Genomic DNA, 11,969 nt, shown 5'->3' with positions numbered 1-11,969 from the left:
GGCAATTACTCCACGAAGCCGTCCATGATCCGAGTGGCGATGGCGTTACCCATCACCTGCCAGTAGAGGTCTCCTACATCGACTTTGCCCTTCGCCAGACGGACGAAATGCCCCTGGGCGTTCCCTGTCGGATTCGTCCCGTCCTGATACCCTTCGTTGTGGAGCAGGGGCACCGTGGCACGCATTACCTCGCTGATCCGAGTCAACGAGAAGGGGCCGACCGGATTGAGTTTCGAGACGGCGGCCTCCAGCGTCAAGCGGGTGTCGGCCCCCGTGCAGAGGCGATGGAGCAACCCGATCCGGCTCGACAGTTGTCCGTAGCCGCCCCCAGCGTGGGCGGGCGAGCAATCGCAGACGGCATTTACGAACTGCTCGGAGAACTTCTTGATCTGGACCTTGGTCGGCTTATCGGCCGCCGCCTTGTCCACGAGCCACCAGAGCAGGCCGAAGTTCGTCTGGTGACCAAAGACCAGCCAGAGCGTGTTGAGGGTGTCGAACGACTTGATCCGTACCGTCATGTCCTCGTCGGGGACGGCGAATTGATCCGTCCCGAGGTTTTCGGGTGCAGCCTCTTTTCCCCGCCCCTTGGGCCGGGTCGGGCGGTTGTCAAAGAAGTTGAACCGTCTTCCTGAATGGTCGGACACGACCTCCTTCATCTCCTGAAAGAAGTTCAGCAGTTGGTCGGCGTGGCTCTGGGACAGGGCGTACCCGGCGGCGAACAACGGCTTCATCACGAGATTCGGGAAGACGCCGTGACGGGGGTCGAGGGGCACTAAGGTCGGCGGTAGCCCAGCGGCTTCACGGGCCTTGCGCTGTGTTCCGTCTTCCTTCAGGGGCAGCGATTCCCCGACGAGCCAAAGTCTTCTCATCGGTCTGCCCTCGCTAACCGTTCCGGCACGAGGAACGTTACTGCCACGGGGAACATCCGGGGCTGCGGGTCGGCGAAGCGGGACTTGACCGCCGCCGTCTCCCGCTCGATCTCGGCGGGGATCGTCTTCGACCTCGCCCGCAGGAAGTCCCTGTTCCGCTCGAATTGGTCGGTTTCCAAGTCATCGAACAGGGTGGGCTGGTGGCTCGCCTGCTCTGCGAGTTCGGCGTCGATGGCCTTCTTCAGTTCGAGCAGGATCGCCCGGATGTCGTCGGCCTCCTTGTCGGCCCGCTCGCCGAGCTTTTTCTGGAGGCCGGTGGTCCGGTCCCTCATTCGTGCTTCGAGGGCGGTCGCCAGCGGCGGGGCGAACTTGTCCCACAGGTCGAGCAGGTGGGTCCGCATCGGCTCGGCGGGTTCGTCGCCCGTGGCCGCCGCCAGCACGTTGTCCAACTCGCTGAGGTTCATGCGGGAGAAGCGGCCCTCCTTGAGCAGCCCGCCCGCCGTGATGATCTCCTCGTGCAGCCGGTGGCTGTCGCCGCCGATCACGACCAGCCGGGCGTGGGCCACCACCGCAGGCACGTTGAGGGCGTGGTCCGGCACGGTGCGGGCGGTGATCCGGTGCAGCCGCTTCCGACCCTTCAACGACCAGACTTCCGCCCGCAGCAGCCGCAGGCTCATCTGCACGAGCCGGTGGTTCAGGTGGACCAACACGAGGTCGTCGCGCCCGTCGGCGGCGGCGTGGTCGAACGTGATCGGGCGGACGGCCTTCGTGTGCGGATGCTCCAGCCCCTCGGCGCACGCCGCCCAACTGTGCTTCAGGTCGGGGAGGGTGAAGACCGGCTTGCCGGACGGGTGGGTCAGCGGGATCAAGGCGGGTTGCTCGGCGAGGGCCAGCCCGACCTCGACCACCTTGCGGACGTTCTCCGGGGACAACCGAAGCTCCCGCTGCGTCTCCCGGTACTGCTCCAGCAGGTCGCCGATCTGCTTCGCCAAATCCCGCTCGAACTTCAGCATCTTCCGCACGGGTTCGACCTTGGCGTCGGCCCGGCCCACGCCCGGCATCGAGTACCCCCGGCCGAGCATCGCCTGCTCGACGTCATCGGCCAGCACCGTGCCGTAGCTGCCCAGGTCTTCCCGAATCGTCTCGACCTTCTTCGCCACCCGCATCAGGAACTCCAGGTCGGCGTCCAGGTCCGCCGCCTTCGCCGAGAAGGCCGAGTGCTGCCGCTGCTTGTAGCCCTGGCCGACGAAGTGGTATACGAACACCTGCCGCTCGCCGGTGTCGGCGAGGAAGCCCTTCTGCCCGTGCCGGTCGATCCGCCCGTTCCGCTGCTCCAGCCGGTTCGGGTTCCACGGGATTTCGTAGTGGATCAGCCGACAGCAGTGGTTCTGGAGGTTCAGCCCCTCGGCGGCGGCGTCGGTGGCGAGCAGGATGCGCACCGGGCTGATGTCCGGGGCCGACTGGAAGGCGGCTTTGACCTCCTCCCGCTCCTCGGAGTCCATGCCGCCGTACATGGTCAGCAGCCGCTCGCCGCCCGTGAACCCCCGCTGGGCGAGGATTTCCAGCAGCCAGTTCTGCGTGGCCCGGTACTCGGTGAAGATGATGACCCGCTCGTGGCCCCACTTCTTGCCGGGGCGCAGGTGGGCGTTCAGCCAGTCGATCAGGCAGTTCACCTTCGAGTCGAGTTGCCCGCTCGCCTTTTCCGCCCAGGTTCGCATCTGCCGGAGGAGGGCCAGTTCGTCCGGGGACGGCTCGGTGAACAGCAGCGAGGCGGCGTCCACGGCGTCGGTCATCGCCTCGTCGTACTCGCCGTCGTCGGCGTAGTCCTCGTCCACCCGGTCGAGTTCCTGCTTCAAGATGCCGACGGACGGCTTGCGGACGGCCTTGCCCCGCTTCGCCATCCGCAGCGACTTCTCGTGCTGGTCGAGGGTCGTCAGGAACGCCGCCGGGCTGGAGAAGAGGCGCTTCTTGAGGGTCTTCAGGACGAACTCGGTCGCCAGCTTCTCGGCGTTGTCCTGGGACCGCTCCACCCGGAGGTCGGCGTACTGACGCAACGCAGCGTGAACGGCCCGCTCCTCGTCGGTGTAGGGGACTTCGATGGGGTCCAGCACCCGCTTCGGGAACCGGGGCGAGCCGTCCCACTTCGGCGGCAACTCCGACTTCATGCGGCGGACCATCACCGCATTGAGTTGCTTGCGGTCGGGCGGCGTGCTGCGGGCGAACCGCTGGTTGTCGAGCAGTTCGAGCAGGGCCGAAAAGCTCTCTGGGTAGCCGTTGTGGGGGGTGGCCGTAAGGAACAGCTTGTGTTCAAAGTGCGGGACGAGCAGCCGGAGCGCCTGGGTCCGCTGCGAGTCCGTGGCGTACCGGCCCACGCCGGACGGGGCACAGTTGTGCGCCTCGTCAAGAATCATCAGGTCGAACTTACGAGGGAAGGCCGGCTCGTCCGGCCCCGGCAACAGTTCCCGGAACCGCCGCAGCGGGCGCTCCCGCTTGAGGAAATCGATGCTGGTGATGAGCCGGGGGAAGTGATTCCACGGGTTCACGTGGATGCCCCGGCTGCGGCGCAGCACGCCCATCAGGGCCGAGTTCACGATGCGGAAGTCGAGGCCGAACTTGTCCCGCATCTGCTCCTGCCACTGCACCTGGAGCGGGGCCGGGCAGACGATGAGGATTTTCCGGGTGCGGTGGCGGATGATGAGTTCGAGCGCCACCATGCCCGCCTCGATGGTCTTGCCGAGGCCCACGTCGTCGGCGACCAGGAGGTTGACCCGTGGCATCTGGATGGCCCGCACCACCGGGTCGAGTTGGTAGTCCTCAATGTCGATGCCGGAGCGGAACGGGGCTTGGATCGTCCGCACGTCCGCCGACGAGGACGCGCCCCAGCGGACGGCATCGAGGAAGGCGTCGAGGCGGTCGGGCGCGTCGAACCCGGTGGGGTCGGGCAGGGCCACCTTCTCGATGACCCTGGCCCCCGGCTCAAGCTCCCAAATGACGTTGAGTTCTTCGCCCAAGCCGTCGTCCTCGACCGACGAGAGCGTGAGGAGATGCTGGGGCGACTCCAGGCCGGCTTGAAGGCGTTCGGGTGGCAGCGTGCTGGCAGAAACGTCCGTGACCATCCAGTTGCGGGACCGGACGCTGACCATCTGCCCCAGTTCGGGGTGCGGGGAGGTTGCCGTCGTCATGCGCCGCCCCCTGGCTCAACGGTTGCCGGAGCGGGCCGGTCAACTCCGTTCGGCGTCGGCATGTGATGCTTCGGCACCGAGCCATCGAATAACTTCTGTTGTGCATCGACCCGCAGCACTTCATCCACTTCCGGGTCCGACGCCAATGATGGCAGGGCTTCCAGCAGTCGCTTCTGGAGGTTGAACGTCCGCTGGTGCGCTTTGCGGAGGACGGTCTGGTAGATCATCGGGATGATGTGGGTGGTGTCGCCGTAGTCCGCCGATTCGAGGCCGTCCTCCAGCGTAGCGCCGAGGACGTAGGCCACAATCTCTGTCGCCGCCTGGACACGACCGGCCTTGCGAATCTCCTTGGCGTAGTCACGGGCTTGGTCCGCTTCCTTCTGCGTGACGCAGTAGCCGCCCTTCTTGAGTTCCAGAATGGCGACCTTTCGGATGCCGCAAATTTCGCCCCCCGTGTCGTAGGCGTCGGCGCAGTAAGCCCCGATGGTGCTTTCCGGCAGGGCCACGAAATCTGGCCTGCGCTTCGGCGGCTTGTAGTCCGCCCCGCCGAGAAACCTGCCGATGACTTCCGCCAACCCTCGGTTCGAGCGAAAATCGACCGACTCGAACTCCGGGCCGAATATCCACAGCCCCCGCTCGAAAAGCGGCTGGAGGTCGTGGAGTTCGTCCGCCAGCGGGTTCTCGACCAACTTCTCCATGCGGCCAATCAGCTTCAACCGACGATCAAGCTCGTCCAGCACGATCTCGGCGTTACTGGCCGTCCACCGCTGCATCAACGAGTTCCAGGTGTCGAGGTCGTCCGGCGAGCAGGCGGCCAACTGCGTCAACAGGTCGTAACCGGAACGGCTTTGCTCCAGCTTCGCCAAGACCTGCACGGTGCGTGACAGGTCACGGTCGGACATGGTAGGACACTTCTCTTGAACTTCGTCAATGAACTGGCCGATGGTGTTCTTCGAGATCGTGGGGAGTTCCCCCATCAACTCCCGGCTGTTCTCGATGGCCGACTTCTTCCGCTCCTTTCGGGTCGTCGCCAACTGCGCCTGAATCTCCTTGATGACGTACCGATGCACGGCGTCACGGACGGCGTTCGTCCGCTGGTTGGCGTGGAAGTCGGACCAGTCTGCCTTCACATCCTGCCCGGGGGTCAGGAAGTCGGCCATCACGATGAAGCTGAACTTTTTTGCATGTTCCGTCCGCCCGTCGAGGTAAGCGCCCTCGTCGTCAAGCCGGTCCCAGTTTGGTTCGCCGACCCGCCGCTGGTTGACCCACCAAGAGATCCCACGGAGCCTGGCGCTCCGGTAATGCTCGATGGAATCAATGAAGTGGATCGTGACCGCACCGTGGCCCTCGACAATGATCTCGGTCGTCTTCAGTCCTTCGAGGGACATCAGTTCGACCGACTGCTGGTTCACCCGGATGCAGAGCGACGGGTCCACGATGAACTTCGAGCCGATCAACTGCTTCAGTTCATCGACGCCGAGCAGGTGTTTTTCGAGGACGGCGGAGATTTCCGTGCCGTGTCCCCGCTTCTTCGACTCTGCGAGCAGTGTGATCTCGAACGGCGTCGTCCCGGAACTCGCCAGACCGACTCGAACCTGGATCAGATCGCCGTCCTTCATGGTGGCGATTTCATACGAGTCGGCAAAGCAGAACGGGGCGTGACGGCCCTTGCCACTGCGCCCGAACGCCGTCCGTTTGATCCCCCTGACGCCTTTCGGGAAGACGACTGCGTTCCCCTGCTCGGCCTCCCGATCGTAGCAGAGGGTGCGCCACCGTCTCTCGAACTCGGCCTTGGTCATCCCGATGCCGTCGTCCGTGACCGAGAACTTCTGGCCCTTCTCGTTCGGCCATACGAGGTCGATTTTCGTTGCCCCGGCGTCGTAGGAGTTGGCTATCAGTTCGAGGATCGCCGTGCGGGGTTCGCTAATGATCTGCCCGGCGTGGTCCTGCAAGAAGCGGTCGGCGAACGCAAACGGGGCATCGGCGAACAGGCCGGATTGTGCTGGTGGTGGATTCGCCATCTTGCCATCCTCGACTCCGCCACCGAAGGCGGTTGACGATGCCAGCCGTCCGTTCGGGTGTTGTCTGCGGAGTGCAAGTATCCTACGAGTAGCGGCGGCGTGATCCGACGACCGGCACCGCCTGCGAGGGAGCGATGTTGTACCGCGGCGGCAGGGCTGTGACGGCACCGAGCGGTTCGGGCAGGCCGAACTCGTTGGCGACCTCGCCCCACCCGGCTGTCAGTGTGTACCGCCCGCACATGCCCCACCCCCTCACCCCATCGTGCGGGGGTGCGCCGCCGGCCACAAGCGACCGGCGGGTGCGGCGTCATGCACAGGCCGTGAGCTGTCGGCACAACCCGCGGAACCAGATGCCGGCGGCGTGAGCTCACCACCGCGAGCGGTGTCTGGGTGTGGACCGCCGGCGATCGACCTGGGCCGGTTCGCGGAGGATGTGGCGGGGCCGGACGCCGCCGAGGTACAGCAGACGGTGGCGTGGCCGCAGGTCGATTTGGTTGCTCCGCGGTCTCGGGTTTGAGCCACCGACTTCACACTGACCCACACCCCAGGCCGGAAACATGAGCGTTACCGATCACGTCCGTGCCTACCACGACCGCCTCGCCGGCGACGAGCACCACCGGCTGCGCTCGTGGGAGCACTGCTTCCGGTACTTCCGGCGGGTCGGGCCGACCGGCCTCGCGGACGACCGCGACACCGCGGCGTTGCAGCTCGGCTTCTACCTGGCGAGCTGGGGCATGTACCGGGGATCGACCTTCCTGTTGCAGCGAGCGTACACAGTTCACCGGCCCGTCATCGACTGCCTCGCGGAGCCGCGGTTCCAGCACCTGTGGCAGCGTGAGTTCGGGGCGGGCCAACACGACGACGAACTTCGACAGCTGGTGTTCGACGCCGTGGCGGCCGTCCGCCGTGCGTACGCCCCGTTCGGGGAGGCGACCGACACCCTGGTCACCAAAGTCCTGCTCGGGACAATCGGGTGCCTGCCGGCCACCGACCGTTACTTCTTGATCGGCTTCAAGGGCGACGGGAACAGCTACTCCGTACTGAACGCGGCGTTCGTCGATCGGCTACTGCTGTTCTCCCGTGACAACGCGGCCGACCTTCAATGCGAACAGGATCGAATCGAAATGCAAGGCGGGCTCCGGTATCCGGTCATGAAGCTGGTCGACATGTACTTCTGGCAGCGCGGGCGCGAACTCGACTCAAGCCCGGAGCCGGGATCGGAGTGAGCGAGTCCGTCGTACCGGACCGGCGTAGTCGTGGTGGCGGGATGACGTCGACCGACGCGGCCATCCGGGGACCGTCGGTGTGGTCCGAGAGAGGCACAACCCAAAAAGTGGATTTGAGAATCGGACGGCGGTCCGTCGTCGAGACGCGCATTGCGCGCGGTCGGTCACCGGGGTCGGCGTCCGGTTCGATCCCGTCGGCATCGAGTATGACACTGTCGGGCAGCAGGTGTAGGTCCAGTACTCGGTAGCGCCCCGTCGTGGAAGTTCGAGCGCGCGCAACCGAGTCGTGGTAGTCGGACGACGCTGCGCTCATCCCGTCGTGGTCGAACAGGCCGGGACCAACCGCCCCGCCACTTCTACTTCCTCTCTGCGGCGTCGCCCCCCGCGACCGAGCCCCGCCGAGGGAGCGGGGGAGGAGCGGAGCGACGCCGCCGCAGAGAGGAGTCGTAGGCTCGCTTACGCTCGCTACTCCTCCCTACTCTGTTGCGACAGGTCTGTCGTCCTCGACAGACCCCTGTGTCGCCCCCGACAGACCCGTCTGTCGACCTCAGCAGACGTCGTCTGCTGACCCGGACAGACGGGTCTGTTGAAGTCGGCAAACGTACGGTTGTACACCAGGCGTCCGACTTCCACCTCGACACCGACCAGTTTCGGTTGCTCCGACGCGTAGGATGACGCACGCCGGCCGATCCACTTTCCAAATCCACTTTTTGGGTCACCCCGACATCACCTCCTTCACGAGCGGGTCGAGTGCCCCGGTGTTCACCCGCAGGAAGACGGTGTTCGGGCCATAGTTCACGCCCCCGGCCTCGGTCCCGACGTTCGCCCCCTTCGCCGCCAGCGTCTCGACCAGCCTGTGTTCCTTGAGCACCTTGACCGCCTGCCGGGCCTGGCTCCTGCTGACCGGGGTCTGCTTCTCCATCTGCCCGTACCCGAGCACGACCCACCACTTGCCGTTGATGACCCTCGCCCGCCTCGCCCGGGGCCGCCCGGTCCCGTCCGTCGGCTCCGTCCAGTACGCGAGCTGTGCGAGTACGAACGCCATGGCCGGGATGTAGCGGGCCTGCTTCCGGGCGACGACCATCCGCAGCACACGGCCGACCCATTCCGGGTACGCCCGGACCTTTCCCCGGTACTCGTCCTGGTAAATCAGCGGGACCGGGACTGCCTCGGTTGTCGGTGCCGCGGAGCCGGACCTGCCCGCCCCGGTCCGGTACGTCCGGTCCAGCTCGGCGAGCCGGGCCTTCGCGGCGGCCCGGTCCTCTTTCGACCCGGCCAGCCCGTCGAGCAGCCCGTCGTCGGCCAGCTCCGGGCGGTGCGCGGTCGTCCACGCGTCGTACGCGGCGATCTTCTGCCGCCCCCGGGTCACCACCGCCCAGGCGTCCTTGAGCCGGGCCTGGCGAACCTCGCGCGGCTCGTCGAGCGGAGAGTGGTAGAGTTCGGCGTGTGCGTCCGCCTTCGCCTCGACGGCGCACCGCAGCCCCGCCCCGTAGCACACGACGGTGGTGGCAGTCTCGCCCGCCAGGGCGGCCGGGTCGGCGATCCCGCGCAACCGCTCCCGGTCGGCTGCCCGCATCCGTTTCACGATCCGTCCGTCCCGCTTGATCCGACTGCGCATTTCCTCGGAAGTGATGGGCACGGTGATCGCTTCGTCGGAAGTGTGGGCGGACGAACCGTTCCCGTCCGCGGTCCCGGTGATTGCATCAGCGGGAACCGAGGTGCCCTCGCGTTCGGCCCGGGTAGAGGTCTTCACGGGACTCACCGGATTCGCCTTCGCGGCGATCGCGGTCGGCCTCACCGTCGGCTCGTCGTCCTCGTCCTCGGCGAGGAACTCGCTCAGTACCGTTCGGGGGGTGCCGGCGTGTTCCCACTCGGCGGGGTCGAAGTCGGGGCCGGTCCGGTCGTACTCGTCGACCGGAAGGACGACGGGCTCGCGGGGCTGGAGGTTGCGACTGCCGACGGGCGTGCTCGCGCCCCGCCGCGGGCCGGCGTTGCCGGGTAGCATTCGTGCTCCGGTTGGTCGGCCGGTCGGGGGCTTTTTGGCGGGAGGCCCCGACCGGCCATTCACGTATTCCGGGCGTGATCAGCGGCTCATGACTGTACCCCAACTCGTCCCGAATGGGCCAGAGCACCACACGCCGACACGCACCCCGGCGGCATTCCCCAACCGCTACGGTTCAGGACGTCGAACAGACCCGAGGTCTTGCGGAACACCACCCCGGGCCGCGGCCCGAACGTGTCGTTGCCCGTGGCCGGGTCCGCCTCCGACGGGGTGTCGTACCAAGCGGGGCGGGGTCGTCCAGGTCGTGTGTCGGCTTCACCAGCCTTGGCGGGTCGTCGGCCAGGACGCGGGCGGCGTTCACCACCTATCAGCCGGGCGAGCAGGACAGCAGGTCGGGCGGCGGGGTGGGGAACGGGATCACGTCCGGGGCGGGCACGAGGGTCTCCGGCTGATCGTCACGCGGCCGGGGCGACGCACGCGGGGGTGTCGTTGGTCACCTTGTTCACCGCCGGGCCGACCCGAACGACCTCCAGTTGCTCGGCAGGCAGAGGGGCGAGCGCCCCCAGGAGGTCACGCGCCGGGGTGTCGAACCCCATCCACAGGTCGAACTTCTCCGGCGTGATGACTGCCGGCATCCGGTCGTGGAAGGGCTTGACCAGCTCGTTCGCGGCCACGGTGATGATGGCGCACGTCGCCAACGTGGGTCGTCCCTCGGCCTTCCACACGTCCCAGACGCCGGCGAACGCCATCACGCCGCCGGCTTTCAACCGGAGGTGGTGCCCGACCTTCTTCGTGCCGACCTTGGCCCACTCGAAGAACCCGTCGGCCGGGATGAGACATCGGCGTTCGCGGAAGGCGTGGTCGAAGGGCGGCTTGTACGCGACCGTCTCGGCCCTGGCGTTGATGGGCCTCGGCCCGGAGTTCGGGTCGTTCGCCCAGTACGGCACGAACCCCCACCTGAGTTGCGCCAGGCCGCGTGTCTTGCCGTCCCCCTTGAGGGCGACGACGGCGACCAGTTGGGCGGGGGCGACGTTGTACCGGGGCAGGAGGTCAGGTTGCTGGTACAGGTCAAACGTCCGGGCGATGTCCTCGGGCCTGGACGACAACGTGTACCGGCCGCACATGACGGGGTCCGCCGTCGAGGAGGTGGCCCAATCGCCAGACTAATCTCCTCTCCTGCTAACCAGCGGTGAAGACGCGCGCCCACGGCAGAACGTGCTGCGTCCCGTGCATGACAGTCGGTAAGACCGGCACGACCGACCGCCGATACTCGTCGATGCTGGGGATGGTTGCTGCTGGGGTCGGGGAGGTGGGCGTCCTCAACCCGACTCCGGCAGGGCTCCGAGGGCGACACGGAACCGGTGACTTGAGCCCCGGCTGTTGGGCGTACAGCCGGGGCGGGGTCGCTGGGCGAAGCCGCGGGCGATGCTGGGCGATGGGCGAGCGGTTGGCGACGTGAAAGGATTAAGTAGGAGAAGTGCCACTTGGGAAGCCGACTTCCCAGTTTGTCGCAACCTGATGAGGCGACACGGTCTCCGGCTGGTTTATTGTTTGGCGGCAATCACCGACATGGTCTGTCGCTGTCGGGAAGCCCGACACCGCGGCCCTGGAAACTCGACATCCTCGGTTTGATTTCCGCGGTGGGCAGGTTGTATAGTTCCGTCAGACCGGCCGCGACTTCTCGACTGAATGGGCGACAGTCGAGTAGCGCGGCCGGTCCTTTTTTGCGCGAAGCGCCGCTACACCATTCGCGTACCGCCGGCTCACGAGTCCGGCGCTCGACCGCCGAGTAGCTCGGCCGCGGTCGGCGTGACCAGGTTCAGCGGCAGGGCGTAGTATCGAGTCCGACCGAGCCGCGCGAACCCCATCCGGCGAAAGTAGCGGCGCAAGGACACCACCGCCTCCCGGCGTTCATCCGAGGTATCGTTTCGTGGGAGCCACGACCCCGGCACCCCGACGTGATGGGCTGCGCGGTGTCTGACCGGGGCGATGCGGCTGACCGCCAGCCCGCACCCGGCCCCGACCATGTCCACCATCCGTCGGGCCGCGAGCAGGCCGAGCCGGAGCTGACGCCACCGGGGGTGGATGACGACGTAGTCGAGCACCAGAAGGTCCGATTGGGTGGCCTCGAACCGGGCCATCAGCCGCCGCCGGAAGTGGTATTGGCCGGGGACGTAAAGAAGGGTGTGCAAGGCGGCCAACTCCGAGCTGTGGGCGTCGCACACGTCGGAGAGGTCGAAGCCGGCGTTCAGGGCGAGTCCGGCGTTGACCCGCAGGGCCGACACCTTCCCCACTCGTGTGACCTCACGAGTCTCCTCGTCGGTGGACGTGATGGTGCCGGTGTAGGCCGAGACGAACTCGTCCGGCTCCGAGGCCGGGAGAAGGCTTTCGGTGGTCCGAACGGTGACATTGAAGACGGCCAAGGGGGGCTCCGGTCGCGGGTCGGTAGTGGATGGATTTCAACAGGTCCAGGGGCGAGATTCCACCTCGGTTGACCTCCCTGCTCATCCCACGTCGGGTCAGAACAGCGGCGGGGTGACTGACCGAGGAAACAGGCGCACGTGCGGCACCACAGCCGCGCCTACGCTCACGCCTTTTCCCTGGGGAAGGAATCGAGCGTCGTATCCGCCCGCTGCCAACCCCGTGATTTCGCTCGCACGCTTCGGTCA

General features: G+C 66.7%; 8 protein-coding genes. 1 reads left to right on the top strand and 7 read right to left on the bottom strand.

Annotation, left to right across the window (positions count from 1 at the left end):
• Positions 1 to 5: 5 nt before the first annotated feature.
• The 4 genes from ETAA1_RS18065 to ETAA1_RS18050 form a co-directional block, all read right to left on the bottom strand.
• Complete coding sequence (locus ETAA1_RS18065) at positions 6 to 731, bottom strand: hypothetical protein (RefSeq protein WP_145240866.1); 726 nt, start codon at positions 729 to 731, stop codon at positions 6 to 8.
• Between the two features lie 134 nt (positions 732 to 865).
• Positions 866 to 4,051 carry a DISARM system SNF2-like helicase DrmD gene (gene drmD, locus ETAA1_RS18060; protein ID WP_238389248.1) on the bottom strand — a complete coding sequence of 1,062 codons (3,186 nt, stop codon included), beginning with the start codon at positions 4,049 to 4,051 and terminating at the stop codon, positions 866 to 868.
• Positions 4,048 to 6,072: an ATP-binding protein gene (locus ETAA1_RS18055; protein ID WP_145240864.1), complete on the bottom strand. Its 2,025-nt coding sequence runs from the start codon at positions 6,070 to 6,072 to the stop codon at positions 4,048 to 4,050. The genes drmD and ETAA1_RS18055 overlap by 4 nt, the downstream gene beginning before the upstream one ends.
• 82 nt (positions 6,073 to 6,154) lie before the next feature.
• Entirely contained in the window at positions 6,155 to 6,313 is a 159-nt protein-coding gene (locus tag ETAA1_RS18050) for an SOS response-associated peptidase family protein (RefSeq protein ID WP_145240862.1), read from the bottom strand.
• 316 nt (positions 6,314 to 6,629) lie between these two features.
• Between ETAA1_RS18050 and ETAA1_RS18045 the strand changes: the two genes are divergently transcribed.
• Entirely contained in the window at positions 6,630 to 7,298 is a 669-nt protein-coding gene (locus ETAA1_RS18045; RefSeq protein ID WP_145240860.1) for a hypothetical protein, read from the top strand.
• 715 nt (positions 7,299 to 8,013) lie between these two features.
• Here the strand turns inward: ETAA1_RS18045 and ETAA1_RS18040 are convergent.
• The 3 genes from ETAA1_RS18040 to ETAA1_RS18030 all read right to left on the bottom strand — a co-directional run bounded on the left by ETAA1_RS18040 (position 8,014) and on the right by ETAA1_RS18030 (position 11,723).
• Entirely contained in the window at positions 8,014 to 9,303 is a 1,290-nt protein-coding gene (locus ETAA1_RS18040; protein WP_145240858.1) for a hypothetical protein, read from the bottom strand.
• 452 nt (positions 9,304 to 9,755) lie between these two features.
• The gene (locus ETAA1_RS18035; RefSeq protein ID WP_145240856.1) at positions 9,756 to 10,424 is read right to left on the bottom strand and encodes an SOS response-associated peptidase; all 669 of its coding nucleotides are present in this window, start codon (positions 10,422 to 10,424) and stop codon (positions 9,756 to 9,758) included.
• A gap of 639 nt (positions 10,425 to 11,063) precedes the next feature.
• A complete protein-coding gene (locus ETAA1_RS18030) occupies positions 11,064 to 11,723 on the bottom strand; it encodes a hypothetical protein (protein ID WP_145240854.1) in 660 nt (219 codons plus the stop codon).
• Positions 11,724 to 11,969 lie beyond the last annotated feature (246 nt).

Origin of the sequence: Urbifossiella limnaea (genome assembly GCF_007747215.1) — a bacterium.
Classification (GTDB): Bacteria; Planctomycetota; Planctomycetia; order Gemmatales; family Gemmataceae; genus Urbifossiella; species Urbifossiella limnaea.
This window is presented reverse-complemented; position numbering and strand designations above follow the sequence as displayed.

Bases quoted from the DNA above. Each gene is read 5' to 3' on its own strand.
- ETAA1_RS18065 (WP_145240866.1), bottom strand. From the start codon at position 731: ATGAAGCCGTTGTTCGCCGCCGGGTACGCCCTGTCCCAGAGCCACGCC.
- drmD (WP_238389248.1), bottom strand. From the start codon at position 4,051: ATGACGACGGCAACCTCCCCGCACCCCGAACTGGGGCAGATGGTCAGC.
- ETAA1_RS18055 (WP_145240864.1), bottom strand. From the start codon at position 6,072: ATGGCGAATCCACCACCAGCACAATCCGGCCTGTTCGCCGATGCCCCG.
- ETAA1_RS18050 (WP_145240862.1), bottom strand. From the start codon at position 6,313: ATGTGCGGGCGGTACACACTGACAGCCGGGTGGGGCGAGGTCGCCAAC.
- ETAA1_RS18045 (WP_145240860.1), top strand. From the start codon at position 6,630: ATGAGCGTTACCGATCACGTCCGTGCCTACCACGACCGCCTCGCCGGC.
- ETAA1_RS18040 (WP_145240858.1), bottom strand. From the start codon at position 9,303: ATGCTACCCGGCAACGCCGGCCCGCGGCGGGGCGCGAGCACGCCCGTC.
- ETAA1_RS18035 (WP_145240856.1), bottom strand. From the start codon at position 10,424: ATGTGCGGCCGGTACACGTTGTCGTCCAGGCCCGAGGACATCGCCCGG.